This window comes from Leptospira limi, assembly GCF_026151395.1.
Lineage (GTDB): Bacteria > Spirochaetota > Leptospiria > Leptospirales > Leptospiraceae > Leptospira_A > Leptospira_A limi.
Window position 1 is genome coordinate 133,061 of sequence record NZ_JAMQPV010000003.1, and the last position, 18,478, is coordinate 151,538.

17 protein-coding genes are annotated in these 18,478 nt (G+C 39.5%); 6 read left to right on the forward strand and 11 right to left on the reverse strand.

What is annotated here, in order from left to right; genetic code table 11:
* The 7 genes from ND812_RS15770 to ND812_RS15800 all read right to left on the reverse strand — a co-directional run bounded on the left by ND812_RS15770 (position 1) and on the right by ND812_RS15800 (position 6,637).
* Positions 1 to 765: an SDR family NAD(P)-dependent oxidoreductase gene (locus ND812_RS15770; protein WP_265376324.1), complete on the reverse strand. Its 765-nt coding sequence runs from the start codon at positions 763 to 765 to the stop codon at positions 1 to 3.
* A complete protein-coding gene (locus ND812_RS15775) occupies positions 762 to 2,021 on the reverse strand; it encodes an AfsA-related hotdog domain-containing protein (RefSeq protein ID WP_265376325.1) in 1,260 nt (419 codons plus the stop codon). Before ND812_RS15775 ends, ND812_RS15770 begins: the two co-directional genes overlap by 4 nt.
* Before the next feature lie 102 nt (positions 2,022 to 2,123).
* A complete protein-coding gene (locus ND812_RS15780) occupies positions 2,124 to 2,555 on the reverse strand; it encodes a universal stress protein (protein ID WP_265376326.1) in 432 nt (143 codons plus the stop codon).
* Between the two features lie 130 nt (positions 2,556 to 2,685).
* Positions 2,686 to 3,489, reverse strand: coding sequence for an ABC transporter permease (locus ND812_RS15785; RefSeq protein WP_265376327.1), 804 nt, complete (start codon positions 3,487 to 3,489; stop codon positions 2,686 to 2,688).
* Positions 3,479 to 4,396, reverse strand: coding sequence for an ABC transporter permease (locus ND812_RS15790; RefSeq protein ID WP_108959380.1), 918 nt, complete (start codon positions 4,394 to 4,396; stop codon positions 3,479 to 3,481). Before ND812_RS15790 ends, ND812_RS15785 begins: the two co-directional genes overlap by 11 nt.
* Positions 4,397 to 4,406: 10 nt before the next feature.
* A complete protein-coding gene (locus tag ND812_RS15795) occupies positions 4,407 to 5,432 on the reverse strand; it encodes an ABC transporter ATP-binding protein (protein ID WP_265376329.1) in 1,026 nt (341 codons plus the stop codon).
* Between the two features lie 35 nt (positions 5,433 to 5,467).
* A complete protein-coding gene (locus ND812_RS15800; RefSeq protein ID WP_108959382.1) occupies positions 5,468 to 6,637 on the reverse strand; it encodes an ABC transporter substrate-binding protein in 1,170 nt (389 codons plus the stop codon).
* Between the two features lie 138 nt (positions 6,638 to 6,775).
* Between ND812_RS15800 and ND812_RS15805 the strand changes: the two genes are divergently transcribed.
* The 4 genes from ND812_RS15805 to ND812_RS15820 are packed head-to-tail and all read left to right on the forward strand — an operon-like array spanning position 6,776 to position 12,323.
* On the forward strand, positions 6,776 to 8,233 hold the full coding sequence (locus ND812_RS15805; RefSeq protein ID WP_265376330.1) for an NAD-dependent succinate-semialdehyde dehydrogenase: 1,458 nt from the start codon (positions 6,776 to 6,778) through the stop codon (positions 8,231 to 8,233).
* The gene (gabT, locus tag ND812_RS15810; protein WP_265376331.1) at positions 8,230 to 9,519 is read left to right on the forward strand and encodes a 4-aminobutyrate--2-oxoglutarate transaminase; all 1,290 of its coding nucleotides are present in this window, start codon (positions 8,230 to 8,232) and stop codon (positions 9,517 to 9,519) included. The genes ND812_RS15805 and gabT overlap by 4 nt, the downstream gene beginning before the upstream one ends.
* Positions 9,520 to 9,526: 7 nt before the next feature.
* Entirely contained in the window at positions 9,527 to 10,972 is a 1,446-nt protein-coding gene (locus ND812_RS15815; protein ID WP_265376332.1) for a gamma-aminobutyraldehyde dehydrogenase, read from the forward strand.
* A gap of 43 nt (positions 10,973 to 11,015) precedes the next feature.
* Positions 11,016 to 12,323, forward strand: a complete 1,308-nt coding sequence (locus tag ND812_RS15820; RefSeq protein WP_265376333.1) for a DUF389 domain-containing protein — start codon at positions 11,016 to 11,018, stop codon at positions 12,321 to 12,323.
* A 46-nt stretch (positions 12,324 to 12,369) separates the two neighbouring features.
* Here ND812_RS15820 and ND812_RS15825 read toward each other — a convergent pair whose 3' ends face one another.
* Positions 12,370 to 13,017: an LIC_11490 family protein gene (locus ND812_RS15825; protein ID WP_407658577.1), complete on the reverse strand. Its 648-nt coding sequence runs from the start codon at positions 13,015 to 13,017 to the stop codon at positions 12,370 to 12,372.
* 85 nt (positions 13,018 to 13,102) lie between these two features.
* On the opposite strand from ND812_RS15825, the gene ND812_RS15830 reads away from it, so the two are divergent.
* Together ND812_RS15830 and ND812_RS15835 are read left to right on the forward strand one after the other, a co-directional pair.
* The gene (locus ND812_RS15830) at positions 13,103 to 14,344 is read left to right on the forward strand and encodes a hypothetical protein (protein ID WP_265376335.1); all 1,242 of its coding nucleotides are present in this window, start codon (positions 13,103 to 13,105) and stop codon (positions 14,342 to 14,344) included.
* A complete protein-coding gene (locus tag ND812_RS15835; protein ID WP_108959388.1) occupies positions 14,344 to 14,808 on the forward strand; it encodes a chemotaxis protein CheX in 465 nt (154 codons plus the stop codon). The genes ND812_RS15830 and ND812_RS15835 overlap by 1 nt, the downstream gene beginning before the upstream one ends.
* Positions 14,809 to 14,850: 42 nt before the next feature.
* Here ND812_RS15835 and ND812_RS15840 read toward each other — a convergent pair whose 3' ends face one another.
* The 3 genes from ND812_RS15840 to ND812_RS15850 are packed head-to-tail and all read right to left on the reverse strand — an operon-like array spanning position 14,851 to position 18,453.
* Positions 14,851 to 15,867 (reverse strand): tetratricopeptide repeat protein, encoded by a 1,017-nt coding sequence (locus tag ND812_RS15840; RefSeq protein ID WP_265376336.1) that lies wholly within the window; start codon positions 15,865 to 15,867, stop codon positions 14,851 to 14,853.
* On the reverse strand, positions 15,864 to 16,592 hold the full coding sequence (locus tag ND812_RS15845; RefSeq protein WP_265376337.1) for an LIC_11485 family protein: 729 nt from the start codon (positions 16,590 to 16,592) through the stop codon (positions 15,864 to 15,866). The genes ND812_RS15840 and ND812_RS15845 overlap by 4 nt, the downstream gene beginning before the upstream one ends.
* 4 nt (positions 16,593 to 16,596) lie before the next feature.
* Positions 16,597 to 18,453, reverse strand: a complete 1,857-nt coding sequence (locus ND812_RS15850) for an OmpA family protein (protein WP_265376338.1) — start codon at positions 18,451 to 18,453, stop codon at positions 16,597 to 16,599.
* Between the last annotated feature and the right edge of the window lie 25 nt (positions 18,454 to 18,478).

Sequence of the window (18,478 nt, forward strand, 5' to 3'; positions counted from 1 at the left end):
TTATCTAGCAGTTTTCCCGCCATCCACAGGGATAACAGCACCAGTAATGAAGGCAGCTCCATCACCAGACAACCATACACAAGTTTTTGCTACTTCTTCAGGAGTTGCCATTCGACCCAAGGCATAAGATTTCATTCTTTCTTTTTTAACTTCTTCTGGATTCGGTACATTTGCATAAAAAACATCGTCCATTTCGGTTTGAATTCCACCAGGACAAAGTGCAATAACTCGAATCCCTTGTGCGCCATATTCTAAAGCTGCCGATTTAGTCAGTCCTATGATTCCATGTTTTGACATTGAATAAGGTCCTGCTTTTTCTTTTCCACGTAAACCTAATGCAGAAGAAACATTGATGATCACACCACCATTTGTTTGTTTGATAAACTGCTTTAATTCAAATTGCATTGATAAAAAAGTACCTTTTAGATTTACATCCATAACAGAATCAAAAATATCTAATGGATAATCAGCAGTCGTTTTAAGGACTCCTGAGATTCCAGCGTTATTGACTGCTACATCTATTTGGCCATATTTTTCTACGATGGTTTCTACAAAATTACGAACTGCTTCCGATTGTGTGACATCACATTTGAAAAAGATACCTTCCCCACCTTGTTTTTCAAGTAAAGCGAGAGTGTCTTCCCCTTCTTGTTTTCTGCGACCACAAAATCCAACCGTATAACCTGCGTTTGCATATTCTAAAACAATCGCTCTACCTAATCCGGAAGTTCCACCAGTGACTAAGGCTACTTTTTTCTTTTTCATTGGATTTCCCTATCTTCTATCAATCTTCCATACCGATTGATTGCTTCCTTTACATTTGCCCTGTCTAGATCAGATATTTCTTCAAAACGAAATCCAGCAAAAAACATATCTTCATTATTATCGTCTTCTTTTACCCATAATAAAATACAAGTTCCGTGTACGAAACCAACAATATCAAAATGCATAAAAAATTCTAATTGTTGCTCAGTGGACAATGTTCCGGGGTGGATTCCTGAGCAGCGCACCATAAATCCAGAATTTGATATATTTTCGATTGTTGAGACAATATTCCTTCCATTTTCTCGGATGGAAATGTTGTTCTTAAAACGATCCAAAATCCGAAACCTTGGATCAATTTCATACACTTCTTCCTGCGTGCTTTTTAAGCGTTTGTATACCTTTAGAGGCAAAATACTCGCAGCCATTTCAATTTTTGTAATTTCTTGGTTCTCTTGGTAGGCAGTAATGGCGAGTTTAGAGTAATTCCAATACCCAGATTTGCTATATTTAACTTCTTTAGCTTTGACTCTAAGTTTAATGGGCATATTCATTTTTGCATATTGCAAAAATTCTGAATTTAAATATAACAATAAGAAGGTGACATCTTCAAAAGGGACTTTCCCAAACATGTGATTACATGCAATTCCCAATTGCCTCGCCGCTTCCACAATTTGCATACCTGATATGTGTTTTAAATTAGGAGGAGAATAGTATTTATGAGTTGGAGGGACATACAAATTTGCAAAAAATGTGTCCCGTTTTGGAATCTCAGGGAATCTTTCAAAAATTGCAGAGATCATCGATTTTTCTACATTGCCTACATAATAATCTCGGCGTTTGACAAGTTGTAAGATTTTAATCTCATCAGCTTCTGTCACTTGGTCATTGAGTACATATTGTTCGATTTCTGTATCAAAATGATAAAATTGGCTTAAGAATTCCCGACCTGAAGCGTCAATATTCGCTTCATTTAAAATACGATCTGCTGATTCTTTGCGTATCCTTGAAGGTATCGTTTTTAATTGATAATAACTTCCCGACGCATCAGTTCTTTTAATATAATAGAATAAAAGAAATTGTTTTTCTTCTTCGTTTAATTTTGGTAAAACATCATGTTCCATAATGTCTGCCAAAATCATCCGAGGTAAAGCTCTTCTTATATTGGAAACAAAACTATCTTCTTGGAAATATGTGCGAGTGTATCGTTTATCGAGAGGTAAAACAGTGGGGAGTTCTTCTTTTTCGGAAACCTTCATTTGTATCAACCAGGAATCTACTTTAGGATTAGTCCGTAGATTCCAATGGGATACCTTTCAAGGCAAGTAATTTAACATTGATTTGTCAAAATTGTGGCGAATTCACCTAACAACAGTTACGGAACATGGCGCATAATGTACAACTCGATCAGAGACACTTCCCATGATGAATCTGCCTAAGATTCCATGACCACGACTTCCAATCACAATCAAATCGACTTTTTCTTTTTCTGCTAGTTTACAAATTTCTTCTGCTGGATATCCTTCTAATACCACACGATTCCACTTTACAGTTGTCTCATCTAATATCGGATGGATTTTTTCAAATCGTTGTTCCGAGATCCATTTGACTCGATCCTTCCCGGGAGGTGCTGCATCGTAATACCCAGGGAGTGGTCCAAAATCCTCGATCACTTCTACAACATAACAAACTGCATTACTTGCCTTGGCTAATGCCAATCCAAATTCTAAGGCCTTTGTCGAACTTGGTGAACCATCAATGGGGATGATCAGTTTTTGTATTAATTTTTCCATATGATAATCCTAGCATGATCCTTGGAGATAAGAAAGTGAATTTCCTTTGATATTTATCATATTGGTATGTATGACTCCTATAAAACTTGAGAATCGTATCGCATAGCCATCCACGAGCCAAGGAAGGAAATTATTTTTTCCGACCATCATCTTCTTTTGTGAGATAATAGGCGACAAGGATTGGAATGGTTGTGACTAAAATCACAAAAACTGCTACCACATTGGTTACTGGCCTTTGCCTTGGGCGAATGAACTCTGTTAACATCCAGATGGGAACAGTTGATTGTTGGCCTGCTGTAAACGTTGTCACAATTACCTCATCAAATGACAAAGCAAAGGATAACATTCCTCCTGCTAGTAATGCGGTTGCAATATTTGGTAGAATCACAAAACGAAACGTTTGCCATGGGTTTGCACCTAAATCCATTGATGCTTCCACCATGGAATGAGAACTCCTTCGTAACCTCGCCAGAACATTATTATAAACAGTCACGATACAAAAGGTAGCATGTGCAATGACAATGGTCCAAGTGCTAAATGGAATTCCAAACAGAGACATGGCAGACCGAAGGGAAATACCTGTTACAATCCCTGGGAGAGCAATGGGTAAAATCACAAGAAAGGAAATGATTTCTTTTCCAAAAAATTGGCTTCGGTACACCGCAAGGCTTGCCAGTGTTCCTAGTAGGATTGCAATGAATGTAGAAATGAATGCAACTTGGGAAGAGAGTATGATCGCTTCCCAGATATCATTTCGTTCCCATGCGACTCCAAACCATTTCGTAGTGAATCCCGGTAGAGGGAATTGAAACGTTTTTTCATCCGTAGAAAATGCATACATGATGATGATGAGTATGGGTATATGGATGAATAAAAAACCAAAGAGTGTTGCCGTTTTTAATCCAATAGATCCTAAGTTCCATTTAGAGCGCATCAAATGCTCCTAATCGTTTAGCGATTGTTAAATACACCATCATAATGACAATGGGAACCACAGAAAATGCAGCAGCAAGTGGGATGTTCCCCGCAGTTCCTTGGTGTGTGTAAACAGCCATTCCGATAAAATAACTCGAATTCCCGATAATTGTAGGAATGATATAATCACCGAGTGTTAAGGAAAATGTAAAAATAGAACCTGCAACAACACCAGGAAACGCTAAAGGTAAAATGACTTTGCGAAAGGTTTGAGCCGGCCCTCCTCCCAAATCAGAGGAAGCTTCTAAAAGTGTTTTTGGAATTCTTTCTAAAGATGCCTGGATGGGTAAAATCATGTAAGGTAACCATATGTAAACGAATACCAAAAACATACCGATGTAGGAAAAAGATAAAGAAGTGCCACCAATGACAGGGATGGAAAGTACAACATCTAACAAGTGTAATAATCCTAGTTGGTCCAAACACCAGGTAAGGATTCCTTCTTTGGCCATAATGAGTTTCCAAGAATACACTTTTACGAGGTAACTGGACCATAAAGGCAACATAACACCCAAATACAAAATTGGTTTTAGTTTGGGTCCAGCATTCATTGCCATGTAGTAAGCAATTGGAAACGCAATGATCGCACTCACAACAGTGACTGTAAATGCCATTGTAGTTGTACGAATGATAATATCCCAATTGGTACTCTGCCGGAATAAATCATAATAGGATTCAAATGTGAATTCTCGTTTGATGACACCCGAAAAGGAATCAACAGAGAAAAAACTTTGGATGAGAAGAGTAAATAAAGATCCTAAGTAAACAACACCAAGCCAAACAAGCAGAGGTGATAATAATAAAAAAAGTGCCAAACTTTTCCTGTAAAATAAAAACGTGATGAATCTATCCATAACATTCGTCATAATGATTCCCTTATAACAAATGCATGTCGGAATCTTTCCAACCCACTAAAACTTCGGAACCAACTGCGATATGGTCTGCAGAAATTTTTAAGTTTTGAGTGGAGGCAATGATCCGAGATCCACTAGGAGTTTCAAAATGCATTTTGGATGTTGCACCTGAGTACACTTGGCTTTTTAAAATTGCTTTGAATGTTCTATACCCAGATGAATGGTTGTCCTCTTTTGCATTTGCAAAAACATGGACTCGTTCCGGGCGGATCATCATCTTACCATCATGGCCTGTGAGCCGTTTTGTTTCCTCAACAGATAAGATATTGGAAGTTCCTACAAAGTTGGCAACAAACTCTGTTTTGGGGCGATTGTACAACTCTTCTGGAGTTGCAATTTGTTCGACCTTACCTTTGTTAAAGATAGCAATTCGATCAGACATCGAAAGTGCCTCTTCTTGGTCGTGGGTCACAAAAATAAATGTGATCCCTACTTCTTTTTGAATGGCTTTAAGCTCTAATTGCATTTCTTCGCGAAGTTTTAAATCAAGGGCTCCCAATGGCTCATCTAACAAAAGTACACCTGGACGATTGATGAGTGCCCTTGCGAGTGCAATCCGCTGCCTCTGACCACCTGATAGTTCGGATGGTTTTCGATTTCCCACATCGGGAAGGCGAACCATCGCAAGCATTTCAGAAACACGTTTTGAAATTTCGGCACTTGGAAGTTTTTTAATTTTTAAACCATACCCCACATTTTCCGCAACAGACATATGTGGGAACAAAGCATAATCTTGGAAGACTGTATTGACATTTCTTTTGTAAGGAGGGATGCCCGTGACATCAACTCCTTCCAAAAGAACCCTTCCTGAACTAGTATCTTGAAAACCCGCCACCATTCGGAGGCAGGTAGTTTTACCAGACCCAGAAGGGCCTAACATCGAAAAAAACTCACCTTTTTTAATCCCAAAGGAGACATCATCTACCGCTATGAATTGGTCGAATTTCCTGGTTACATTTTGAAATTCAACATCGTAAACTTGGTCCATTCTATCTCCTTTAGAACTCTTATGATGTTAGGATTTTATTTACTTCCAATAATGGAAATATAATCTTCTGCCCATTTTTTATAAGGCACACATTTTCTTCCACCGGAACAATCTTCTTTTGGAGTTCTCCAGAAAGAGATTTTTTCAAAGTTGTTGAATCCGTTCACTGCACAACCAGTATCTCCGAGTAATGCATTTCCTTTACAAGCAGCAGGAACAGAAGGAACAGATCCAAACCAAGAAGCTAAATCACCTTGTACTTTTGGAGAAAGAGAATGTTCCATCCATTTGTAAGCACAGTTAACGTGTTTAGAATCTTTGTGTAACATTGTACTATCTGCCCAACCAGTTGCTCCTTCCACAGGAACGATAGATGATACAGGTTGTTTTTCACTCACAAGTAAATTTACTTGGAATGGCCATGTTGAAGAAGCAACTAAACCTTCTTTTTTGAAATCGTCAACTTGGACCATTGCATCATGCCAGTATTTTGGAACGAGTTGTCTTTGTTTTTTTAATAACTCAATCACAGCCGTGTATTGTTTTTCATCCAATTCGTAAGGATCTTGGATTCCAAGTTCTGGTTTTGCAACTTTTAGATAAAGGGCAGCGTCAGCGATGTAAATTGGACCATCAAATGCTTGCACTCTACCTTTGTTAGATTTTCCATCTGGTAAAACTTGTTCTTCAAATACAACATTCCAACTTGTTGGAGCTTTTTTAAAAACTTTTGTGTTGTACATAAGTACGTTTGGTCCCCATTGGTAAGGAACTCCGAAATGTTTACCATCTACAGTATGCCAAGGAGCATTTTGTAAACGAGAGTCTACGTTTTTCCAACTTGGAATCAAATCAATGTTAATCTCTTGGACTTTTCCACCTGCAACTAATCGAAGTGATGCGTCACCTGAAGCAGTTACCAAGTCAAATCCACCTTCATTCATAAGTGCTACCATCTCATCAGATGTAGCGGCAGTTTTTACATTTACTTTACAGCCTGTATTTTTTTCAAATTCAGTGACCCAGTCATATCCCTTGTCTGTTTCACCACGTTCAATGTAACCTGGCCAAGCAACGATGGAAACTTCTCCCTCACCTTGTCCAATTTCTGAAACCTTTGTTTCTTTTTTACCGCAGGTTACCGCAAAAGCGATCGAAAGAACTGCTGTAAAAAAAACCACTCGTTTGTATGAATCGAATTTCATAAACCTATGTGCTCCTGGTTTTACGTATGTCAGGCATTAGATACCAAAAATTCAAAATTAAGCAACCAATTCTAAAGTTTTCAAAAAAAAGGTAGGAATTTTTATGAGGCACGGTTTCTGTGAAAGCGTAGGTTTGCTATGAAATACATCAAAGACAAAGACCTTTTTCGCCAGGAAAATTTTATAGGTGGGGTTTGGTGCCCTGCAGAAAATAAAAAAGAAATTTTAGTACATAACCCTGCCACAGGGGAAACCATAGGGAACATCCCGCATGCAACAGAAAAGGACACGTTAGTTGCTATACGTTCAGCCAAAGATGCGTTTGTGGATTGGAAATCGAGACCTGCCAAAGAACGGGCAGGAATCCTCCGCAAATGGTTCCAACTCATGATGGACCACCAAGAAGACTTAGCTCTCATCATGACACAAGAACAAGGAAAACCTTTAACGGAAGCTAGAGGAGAAATCGCCTACGCAGCATCTTACATTGAATGGTTCGGTGAAGAAGCAAAACGTTCTTATGGAGATGTGATCCCCTCACATAGAAAAGATACAAGGATTCTTGTATTCAAAGAACCCATTGGAGTTGTCGGAACCATCACTCCTTGGAATTTTCCAGCGGCAATGCTTGCAAGGAAAGTGGCTCCAGCTCTAGCCGCAGGTTGTACGGTTGTCTCAAAACCATCCGAACTCACTCCCCATTCAGCCCTTGCAATGGCTGTACTTGCAGAACGAGCAGGACTCCCAAAAGGAGTTTGGAATGTGTTAGTTGGGGATCCAATCCTCATTGGCAAAACGATTTTAGAAAGTAAAGAGGTTCGCAAACTCAGTTTTACTGGATCCACAAAAACAGGGATTTATTTGATGGAAAAATCGGCCGCCACATTAAAAAAACTCTCACTTGAGTTAGGAGGGAATGCTCCCTTTATCGTATTTGAAGATGCAGATTTAGACGAAGCTGTAAAAGGTGCGATGTTATCCAAGTATAGAAACACAGGACAAACTTGTGTTTGTGTGAATCGTTTTTTAGTGCATTCATCTGTTGCAGAAACCTTTTCCAAAAAACTAGCTGAAAAAACAAAAGAGTTGGTTGTTGCCAACGGAATGGAACCAAGTGCCAGCCAAGGCCCACTTATCAATGAAGCTGCTGTGGAGAAAGTAAAGAATCATATCCAAGATGCTGTTTCAAAAGGGGCGAAGGTTTTAATTGGCGGGAACACACATGCATTAGGTGGAAACTTTTTTGAGCCAACCGTTTTGTATCCTGTGAACTCTTCTATGATGGTAACAAAGGAAGAAACCTTTGGACCAGTATCTTGTATCCAAACCTTCCAAACAGAGGAAGAAGCCATTAAACTCGCAAACGATACCGACTTTGGCCTCGCATCCTATTTTTACACGAAAGACATGGCTCGTATTTTTAGGGTCGCCGAACAGCTAGAATATGGAATGGTAGGCATTAACGAAGGGATCATTTCTTCAGAACAAGTCCCATTTGGGGGAGTCAAATTTTCAGGTATGGGACGAGAAGGCTCCAAATACGGTCTAGATGATTATACAGTAACCAAATATCTCTGCCTCGGAGGAATCAAATGACGGGCAATCAAAAACAAACAAACAAAACTCTATGGGAAAGAAGATTAAAAAACGTTCCACGTGGAGTGACCACCGCCTACCCTGTGTTTGCCGAGAAAGCAAAAAATGCAGAAATTTGGGATATTGAAGGGAAACGATTCATTGATTTTGGTGGTGGGATTGGTGTTCAAAATACAGGACATTGCCATCCAAAAGTGGTGGCTGCCATCCACAAACAAGTGGACCAGGTACTCCACACTGCATTTCAAATCATGCCATATGAACCATACATTGTTCTCGCAGAAAAATTAAATGCGAAAGCTCCAATTGATGGAGAAGCCAAAACCATTTTGTTTTCATCTGGTGCCGAAGCATTGGAAAATGCGGTGAAAATTGCAAGAGCTGCCACAGGAAGACCAGGGATTATCAGTTTTCTAGGTGGATTCCACGGAAGAACGATGATGGCTCTTGCCTTAACAGGAAAGGTAGTTCCTTACAAAAAAGGATTCGGACCTTTCTCGAGTGATGTGTACCATATTCCGTTTCCCATGGAATACCATGGGGTTACAGAAGATGATTCTATCAAAGCCCTAAACAATTTATTCAAAGCAGACATTGACCCAACTCGTGTGGCAGCTATTGCCATCGAACCAGTGCAAGGTGAAGGTGGATTTTACATTGCTTCTCCAAGTTTTTTAAAAAAACTAAGGGCAATTTGTGATGAACATGGAATTTTACTCATCGCCGATGAAGTGCAGTCCGGTTTTGCAAGAACAGGAAAACTTTTTGCCATCGAACATTCGGGTGTCAAACCAGACCTCATCACAACTGCAAAATCCCTTGCAGCGGGGATGCCACTTTCTGCAGTGATTGGAAAAACATCCATTATGGATTCTGTAGAACCAGGTGGACTTGGTGGAACCTATGCGGGAAACCCGGTCGCTTGTGCTGCGGGGATTGCAGTGATGGATCTCATCGAAGAAGAAGGAATTTTAGAAAAATCAACACAATTGGGAACCATGTTAGTGAAGGAACTAAACGAAATTAAAAAATCCAACACAATCATTGGCGAAATACGCGGATTAGGTGGGATGGTTGCCTTTGAACTCGTTGAAAATGGTGATGCCAATAAACCTTCTGCTGATATGGCAAAAAAATTAACAACAAAAGCCTTAGAACATGGTCTTATTCTTCTTTCTTGTGGAGTGTATGGAAACGTAATCCGAATTTTAGTTCCTATCACAGCAGAAGAATCAGTCGTAAAAGAAGGTCTAAACATCATAGCAAAATCATTAAAGGAAATCTAACCCAGGTATGAAACAGTATAAACTTTGGATTGATGGGAAATGGGCAAACTCTACTGGCGGAAAACCAATGGACATTGAAGACCCAGCCACTGGAAAAAAAATAGCAACTGTAATTGATGCAAGTGTGTCCGATGTAGACAAAGCAGTTAAGGCAGCACACAAAGCCTTTTATGATGGAAGATGGTCTGGCCTCACACCGAGTGAACGTTCCAAAGCGATTTGGAAATTGGCAGACCTTTTGGAAGAAAAAACAAAAGAGTTTGCGAAATGGGAATCCCTCAACGCTGGGAAACCATATAAAAACTTAAGTTTGGCGGGAGACATTCCTTTTGCCATTGATAACATTCGTTTTTTTGCAACTGCAGCACGAGATGTTCACGGAAGCCGTGCGAATGAATACCAACCTGGATACACTTCCATCTTACGTAGAGAACCTGTTGGAGTTGTTGGCCAAATTGCTCCTTGGAATTACCCACTGCTTATGGCCGTTTGGAAGTTTGGACCAGCTCTTGCTGCAGGTTGTACCCTCATCTTAAAACCAGCACCTGGAACTCCAATCACCACACTCATGTTAGCTGAGCTAACCAAAAAAGCAGGAATCCCTGATGGTGTCTTCAATATTGTCACTGGTGGGAATGCCACAGGACAAGCCATTGTAGACCACCCTCTTGTTCGAATGGTATCTCTTACGGGATCAACTGGCACTGGAAAAAATATCATGAAGTCGGCTTCGGATTCTTTAAAACGAGTGCATTTAGAACTCGGGGGGAAGGCACCACTTGTTGTGTTTGACGATGTGGATGTGAATCTTTTTGCACAGAAAGCGGCCTTCGGTGCCACATGTAACTCAGGCCAAGACTGTACGGCTGCCACAAGAATCATCGTTCCCAAAACCCTCCAAAAAAAGATCACCGATGCAGTCGTAGATGCAATGAAATCAGTGAAAGTGGGAGATCCATTCAACGATAAAACAGAAATGGGACCTCTCATCTCTCTTATCCATAGAGAACGTGTGATGGGATTTATGGACAGGGCGAAAAAACAAGGTGCGAAAATCCTAACAGGTGGTGGGATTCCCAAAGGTTTAGAAAAAGGATACTTTTTTGAACCAACGGTAATAACAGATGTAAAACAAAACTTTGATATCGTACAAAATGAAATTTTTGGACCAGTCCTTACCATCCAATCTTATGACAAAGAAGAGGAAGCAATCAAACTTGCAAATGATGTCAATTATGGCCTTGCTTCTTCGATTTGGACAAAAGATGTAGCACGCGCTATGCGAGTTGCAAAACAATTAGAGTTTGGTACCGTATGGGTGAATGACCACTTACCTCTTTCATCTGAAACACCACATGGTGGTTTCAAACAATCAGGATTTGGTAAAGATCTATCAATTGAATCTGTTGGTGATTACCTCATCACAAAACATGTGATGGTAGGAGGAGTCTAAAAACTCATTTACAAAAGATAATTCTTTGGATGTCTAATAGACCATGGCATCCAAAGAAAACCAAATTATTTCTTTTTTCCAATGGCTAACTCCTCGTTTCCACCTCCTTGATGACCTTGACAAACCAGGTACGATCGAATCCATCCAAAAAGGTGCGGAACTCGTTGGCTCCAATCTTTGGACACTCATCTTTGCCATCTTAATTGCAAGTATTGGGCTCAATGTCAATTCCACAGCTGTCATCATAGGAGCCATGCTCATCTCGCCGCTCATGGGACCCATTGTAGGAATTGGATTTGCTGCCGCTACCAATGACTTCAACCAATTAAAACGATTTTTACGAACACTGACTGTGGCTACTGTTGTTAGTATCATCACTTCCTTTATTTATTTTTCCTTATCACCGATTAGCGAAGCACAGTCGGAACTTTTAGCACGCACAAGTCCTACCATTTACGATGCCCTGATTGCTCTTTTTGGAGGTGCGACTGGCATCATTGCCAATACGAGGAAAGAAAAAGGAACTGCCATTGCAGGAGTTGCTATTGCGACCGCCCTCATGCCACCACTTTGTACCGCAGGGTTTGGACTTTCCCAAGGTAATTGGCAGTATTTTTTTGGAGCCATTTATTTATTTCTCATCAATTCTATCTTCATAACAATCGCAACCTTCATTTTCGTTCGTTATATGGAGTTCCCAAAAGTGGATTGGGGATTGTACAAAGAAAAAGAAACCAAAGTAAAACTGTATTTATCCATTTTTTCTTTTATTGTGATCATACCATCGGTCTTCACTGCCTATCAAATTGTTCGTTCCTCGTTTTTTAAAGGCAAAGCAGAAGAGTTCATCCGAAAGGAAATCATTACAAATGGAAGAAGGGTTTTAGAAAAGAACATTGTATACGGCAATCAATCCAAAATTGAAATCACATTACTCGGTTCCAAAATTGATCAAACCCAAGAAGACGAACTCAAAAACAAATTAAAATACTATTCACTGGAAGGCACAGAACTTGTGTTACTACAAGATCTTTCTACAACAGGAATGGATAAATTAAAATTCGAAATCCTCTCCGAAATTTACCAAAACCAAATGGACATCGGCAATGTAAATACAGAGAAAATTGCAAAAGAATTAAAAATATTTTTTCCAAATTTGATTACCGCAAGTTTCGCCAAAACTAAAAAGTTTGATATGAATGAAAATGTATACAAGGATACAAACCTTTTTGATTCTGAATGGAAAAAACTCCCATCAAAAGAAGAAATGGAAAAAATAAAAGCGTACATCCAATTACGTTCTGGGGAAAAAGAAATGGAACTGATCACAAGACTTGCTCTTGAGAAGTAAATCCAGAAATTAAGGATAAAACGAGTAAAGCGAATCGTAAGATGAGTTACGTGAGGGCAGCTTGTTTTAGGAACTCTTTAAAAGTATCAATTTCTTTGGTAAAAAAGACAGGCCTTGGCGTTTTTGGTTCTTTTAAAATGAAAACAATCCCCTGGTTGTGTAGGACCACTTGGTCAAGTTCTTCCGGTGTGTAAGTATAAGTTACGTTGCCTGAGTGGAACAAAAACTTTCCATTTTCTTCCCTTAAATTCCCACTTCCCACTCGTTTGAAGTTTCGAAGTCCATCTTCCATCACATCCAAATCAATTGAATCCTCACCAAACGACAGTTTGCCTGAATGATCCAAATACAATGTACCTTCAATCGCAAAAAGACTCTCTTTTGGTGGAATGGGCTCCGATTCTAGGTTTCCTAAATCGTTTGGCCGAAGAACCTCTGATTTTTGTACGACGGATGGAGTTTGTTCTTCCGTTTGTGCATAAGAAAGATGTCTGTCTTCCGAAATCATACGTTCCCTTCGGATTCGTTCGTCAAGTTGAGGGGGGACCTGTGGCCTCTCGGGCATCCGAAATTGCCCTTGGTTTTGCGGTTTTCGAGGTTGGTAGGTTGTTTGTTTCGTTTTCCCAGGAGAAAGGGCTACGTAAATAAAGCACAGAACTCCCACGAGAATCATTGCGAATGCGGCAAACAACATACTACCTATATTATCTTGCCAAAGTACAAATCCCTTGATTACATTTTTTCTTTACAAGGGTTTTAGAAACGGAAACCTTTCCTTTATGTTCGAAGATGAACCCTCTACTCTCAAAGAAAAAATTTATCGTACCATCATTGCTCTCTTTTTATTCGTATTGGTAGGAACTCTTATCATCACTTTTTTACCAGGTGATGCAGAACAAAGCCTCATCGGAGCCATAACAGGTCAAAATTCCACAAAAGCTGGCTCAATTGCCGGACGCAGTATCCCTGTGGATTACTTCAATGCGGCAAAACGTGATTGTTATTACCGTTACCAACAATACGGAAGGGAAACTGCCCAAAATCCAGAACTTCTCAATTCCTGTGCTTATTCCACTGTTCGTGAAATTTACATAGCCAATGACATTGCATCTGCCGTTGGGTTCCAAGTTTCAGAAATTAGCATCAAACGGGAAATGTCCAAACAAGCCCGAGAAATCCATAAGGAATCGGTAAGCCAAGCTGGTTACGGAGAAGAGGATTCTCGCTCCCTCACTGAAATTTACCAACAAATTTACCGCTCCGCACCGATGAATTACCGAATTGATTCGGCAACCGGTTTTGCTTTGTTTCCTAACTTTTTGGACCAACCTCTCACTCCTTCCGAAAACGAAACTGAGATTGAAAGTGAAGCCAAACGTGCCAAAATTTCGTTCCGTTTGGTGGCGATTTCTGAAGTCAATTTGCTCAATGCAGTTGAATCTAAAATCAATATCACTGATGCGGAATTACAAAAAGAATATGAGAAGGAAAAAAAAGAAGGAACTCTTTCCAAAGACCCTTCTGGGAATTTTGTTAGCTTCGAAGTGAGAAAACCCCTCCTCCTTTCCAAACTCAAATTTGACCGCAAACGAAAAGAAGCAGAAGTCTGGAAAACCCGTATCAGTCAAAAAATTTCTGAACCAAATGCACTTGATGCAATTGCGAGTGAATCAGGGCAACCCATCGAAACAGTGACGGCCGTCTCATTGTCTGATTTAAAACTGGTCACATCAAACCGTGGGAACAGTTACCGATTGGCAAACTCAAGTAAATTTTGGGAATCTCTAGCAAACGATCCATTCAGCAAAAAGACAGTCGTTGGACCTTTTTCTGACAATGACAAACAAGTGTATGTGGAATTTAGTGCCTTAACCTACGGACAACCCACAGCGTCTCCCGCCAAAGACCAGGCAGCAGATTTTTTGAAACAAAGACAACTTCTAAGCTTTTTTCTTGAAATAAACCAGTCCTTAGCAGCAGAATACAACGTAGAGAAAAAAGGCCTTCTCTCTTTAGAATAATGCAAATCAAAGCCGACTTCATCAACCCATTCCTGGAAGCTGCGACCATCGTATTCCGCGATGTTTTACAACAGGACCTAATCCGAGGAAAAATTGGGATCAAAGATTCCCCTGCTCCTAGCCACGAAATCGCCATTGTGATTGGAGTTGTTGGATCCTTCAGTGGTGAAGTCGTTTATAGTATGAATTACGATGCGGCTTATAAAATTTCTCGCAAACTTGTGCCAGGTTTATCGGATGAAGATGTTAAAAATGAATACAAAGACATCCTCGGTGAGATTGCCAACATGACAACAGGGAATGCGATGAATATCTTTACTTCAGCTGGTCAATCGGTGGAAATCACAACACCAAATATCCAAGAATCACAAAGTACTTCTGTCCGATTCAATAAAAAACCAACTCTTTCCATCAACTTATACTCCAAGTTTGGAAGGATCGAAGTGAATGTTGCCATCGCATGATGGCAATTTGTTTTTAACCTTCTTTCTTAAATAAAACTCAAATTAAATAGATGAACCTAGGACCCGTAATCTCTCTCGGGTTTCCTTTCGAAAGTCATAACCAGGTTTCGGATTTTTTCCATCAATCCCATTTAAATACAATTGGTAGTACTTTAAGGAACGTTCCAAATCTCTTTCATCCCAACTGCTCTCGTAAATTTTACCTAAATAATAATGGGCTGGTAAAAATTCTTCAGACTCTTTGAAGTTTTTGATCACATTCACCAATTGGTGGGCCGCCGATCGGAATTCTTTTTTGCGAATTAATAAAATCGCCATCGCATAATGTGCCCTAGGTGTGAGTTCTGGGTGTTTTGGAAATTCAGTGACCAACTTCAGATATTCTTTGTAAGCTTTTTCTTCCGATTCTGGATTCCCAATCCGATCCAAAGATCTTGCTAACTCAAATTGAGTTTTAATCTTAAGATCAGGATCTTCTTGTTTTTCAACTAAACCTGAAGATTCTTTATCCTTTCCATCTAACCCAAATAAGTTGGTGTTCTCAGTGCGAGAGTATTTTGCAGAATCACCTTCTTTATTATAAGAATCAGCGAATTCTTGTTCAGCTGATTTTTTTTGGTCTCTGGAAAGATATGCCTTCCCTTTTTGAAAGGAAGCTTTGGAAGGATCGATCACTTCCTTCTTTTTTTTCTTTTTGTCTTGAACCTTTGGTTCTTGAGATGGTCCCGAAGTTGGTAAAGAAGTGTTAATGGAAATTTGGTCTTTAGGATTGGAAAGAACTTCTCTCGAGTTTGTGGGTGTTTGTGTATTGTTTCCAGTTTGATTGGAAACAGTCGAAGATTCCTTTGGTTTTGTTTGGATGTTAGCAGTAGAAGGTGGGGTTTTGAATTCATCAACATTTGGATTTGCTTCTTTCCAAGTTTCAGGGAAAGGTAAAAAAATCTCAGTAGGTTCAGCAGTAATCGGATGAAAAATACAAAAAGGAAAAAGGAAGAAGGTAATGGTTAAAACTAACCATTGTTTTTCAAACCAGTACAAACATTTGGTTAGACAATTCATCGGAGGTCTTTTGGAATCCGTTCTAAACTTCTTGGTTTTCCAAAACCCTCTTTTGATTCAGTAGGTTTAGGCAGTTTTAAAGTTTCTAAATTTTTCTCTTCGTTTTTTTCCTTCACTTTTTTTTCCAATTCAGATACACGAGTTAACATTTTTTGCATCCTAAGTTCATCATCAGATGCTTGCGAAGGTTCCAAATTATCTTTTGGAGATACAGGTTGTACATCAATAGGAGAAGGGATTAAACCATCACCTGACGGAGTGTAAATGGGAGGTACAGATGTATCTTCTGATTTTCGATTTCTAAAATCATATTCTTTTCCCAAAAACTCTTGTTCTTCGGGGATTGTATCGTGTGTGTATCCATTTGATTCTCTTTCACTGAGGAAATCAAATTGCATCCGGCGATTGGATTCATATTTTAAATCTTCAGGGTCAGACATTCGAACATCTTTCCGTTTACGATTGTAATCCCTTTCAATTTCCATGATGAATAAACTGCGTGTATCTTGTGCTAACTGTTGCCCTTGTGGTTTGGCATTTTCCCATCCGTGGGACCATCCAATGTAAATCGCCATAATCAGAAAAAAAACAAAAAGAGCGATGGCGATTTTTTTGAGTAAATCTTGGACTTGCGGGGGGATTTTATCCACGAGACCATCGACAGCCCCCATCATTTTTTGTGTGTCTACATTGACTTTGGGTATATTGATATTCTTAATGTCCACAGATTCACTCTTCCAAAATTTTAAAAACTACCCGTCGGTTCACCGCTCGGCCTTCTTCCGTCGCATTGTCTGCAATGGGGGTACTTGGCCCGAGACCAACCACAGAAATCCTCGCCTCTTCTATTTTATGTTTAGACTTTAAATAAACTGCAACTGAATTTGCACGTCCCAAGGATAACTTTTGGTTAGCGACTTTTGTACCAACATTATCCGTATGGCCCTCGATGAGTACCTTTAAATTAGAGGTTTTTTTCAAAATTCCTGCCAATCTGTCAAGTTCCGGTTCAGACTCTTTGGCAAAGTCAGCAGACCGAAAGGCAAAAAACAAATTGTTCATCACAATTTGATTTCCTTTCCTTACTTTAGGTAAAACAAGTAATACGGTTTTCTCTTTATCTTCCTTTTCTTTTCCCAGCAAATTAAGGTTTTGTGAGACAGGTAAATAACCTTCTTTTTCACCGTAAAATCCATAATTTTCATCATAAGGTAAAATCAGACTAAATTCACCAGTGGTTGGATCACTAATAGTAGATCCAATGGTTTTTTTCTTTAAGAGGGACTCGTATTGGACAAATGCAGATAGTGGTTTTCCTTCTTCATCAACCACTTTTCCTTTGATCACCATTACAGGATCTGGTTGGAAATGTTGTGGGATTGCTGCCATAAACAACTCACCCTCTCTTGATACATAGGCCCAGTTCCCAACAGCTGGGATACTAAAAAAGTTAACACCTCTTAGGTTAGGTGATAATTCTTGTGGTTCCGACCAGGATGTCCAAGAATCACCATTTCTCCTTGCAATAAAAATGGAAATTCCTTCTTTTCTTCCAGAGGAAGAGAAATACAAGGTACGATCATCAGGTGCAAGAAAAGGAGCCATTTCCTCTTCTCCTGTGTTTAAGGTATTTCCTAGGTTAATTCCATCTTCAAAAATTCCCGCTTCATTTTGTAAACTTACATATAAATCGAGTTTTCCAAAATTTTTCTTTTGTTGTGCTGAATAAATCAGAGTTCTACCACTAGAAGACAAGGCAGATCCACCAAACACTTGTTGGTTGGGATTATCTGCCTTTTTATACCAATTATAAAAACTTGGAAAAGGGATTGGACTTGGTAACGACCAACCTGTTTCGGTTTTCCGTGTTTTATACAAAGGTGCTCTATTTTGGATTTTTTCTGATCTTTCTTTGTATTCGTTTTCTAATTTAGTGAGAACAATATGGAATTCTTTGGCATTGGCTGCTTCTCTTGTAGCCAGTTGTGATTTTTGTGTCATCTCACGTTTGAGTTGATCGAGTAACTCATCTTCACCAAAGTTTCCAAATACAAAAAGTTCATTCCCACCTGGCAAAGCAGAAATCACGGCCGAAGGATAACGGTTGTTTAATGGAGATGGCAATTGTTCACCTGCCATCCAAAACCCAAATTGGTCTCGTTTTGATGCCCAAATTTTCTGAGTGGACCTGCCCCCTTCTCTCACAAGGGCAGTCCAAAATAGTATTTTCCCATCAGGAGTACATTGTGGATTAAAGGAGAATAACCCTTGTGTTACATACCTTGGGATTTTTTTTAAGGTCCAATCAGGAGTTTTTCCCGTTTCAAATGGTTCAATTTCATATCGAATGGGCGAACATCCATCCCCTTGCACATCGCATAACATCCGTACTTTCTTCCCACTTAGATAAGCGAGTTCTTCTTGTAAGGTTGTACTCGTGATTCGGAATACTTGTTTTTCAGTTCGCAAGAGATGGCCTGTATTGATGAGGTCTCCCTCCAAAACCTGGATTCCATTTTTTATACTTTGCGAACTGGTGAGTCCGCTCCCAAAAAGGAAGAGAATGATGAGTAGAATCCGTGCCATACCATACGAAATGTCGGTTGAAACC

Bases quoted from the DNA above. Each gene is read 5' to 3' on its own strand.
- ND812_RS15775 (WP_265376325.1), bottom strand. From the start codon at position 2,021: ATGAAGGTTTCCGAAAAAGAAGAACTCCCCACTGTTTTACCTCTCGAT.
- ND812_RS15805 (WP_265376330.1), top strand. From the start codon at position 6,776: ATGAAATACATCAAAGACAAAGACCTTTTTCGCCAGGAAAATTTTATA.
- ND812_RS15780 (WP_265376326.1), bottom strand. From the start codon at position 2,555: ATGGAAAAATTAATACAAAAACTGATCATCCCCATTGATGGTTCACCA.
- ND812_RS15835 (WP_108959388.1), top strand. From the start codon at position 14,344: ATGCAAATCAAAGCCGACTTCATCAACCCATTCCTGGAAGCTGCGACC.
- ND812_RS15815 (WP_265376332.1), top strand. From the start codon at position 9,527: ATGAAACAGTATAAACTTTGGATTGATGGGAAATGGGCAAACTCTACT.
- ND812_RS15830 (WP_265376335.1), top strand. From the start codon at position 13,103: ATGTTCGAAGATGAACCCTCTACTCTCAAAGAAAAAATTTATCGTACC.
- ND812_RS15820 (WP_265376333.1), top strand. From the start codon at position 11,016: ATGGCATCCAAAGAAAACCAAATTATTTCTTTTTTCCAATGGCTAACT.
- ND812_RS15770 (WP_265376324.1), bottom strand. From the start codon at position 765: ATGAAAAAGAAAAAAGTAGCCTTAGTCACTGGTGGAACTTCCGGATTA.
- ND812_RS15800 (WP_108959382.1), bottom strand. From the start codon at position 6,637: ATGAAATTCGATTCATACAAACGAGTGGTTTTTTTTACAGCAGTTCTT.
- ND812_RS15795 (WP_265376329.1), bottom strand. From the start codon at position 5,432: ATGGACCAAGTTTACGATGTTGAATTTCAAAATGTAACCAGGAAATTC.
- gabT (WP_265376331.1), top strand. From the start codon at position 8,230: ATGACGGGCAATCAAAAACAAACAAACAAAACTCTATGGGAAAGAAGA.
- ND812_RS15790 (WP_108959380.1), bottom strand. From the start codon at position 4,396: ATGACGAATGTTATGGATAGATTCATCACGTTTTTATTTTACAGGAAA.
- ND812_RS15785 (WP_265376327.1), bottom strand. From the start codon at position 3,489: ATGCGCTCTAAATGGAACTTAGGATCTATTGGATTAAAAACGGCAACA.
- ND812_RS15850 (WP_265376338.1), bottom strand. From the start codon at position 18,453: ATGGCACGGATTCTACTCATCATTCTCTTCCTTTTTGGGAGCGGACTC.
- ND812_RS15825 (WP_407658577.1), bottom strand. From the start codon at position 13,017: ATGTTGTTTGCCGCATTCGCAATGATTCTCGTGGGAGTTCTGTGCTTT.
- ND812_RS15840 (WP_265376336.1), bottom strand. From the start codon at position 15,867: ATGAATTGTCTAACCAAATGTTTGTACTGGTTTGAAAAACAATGGTTA.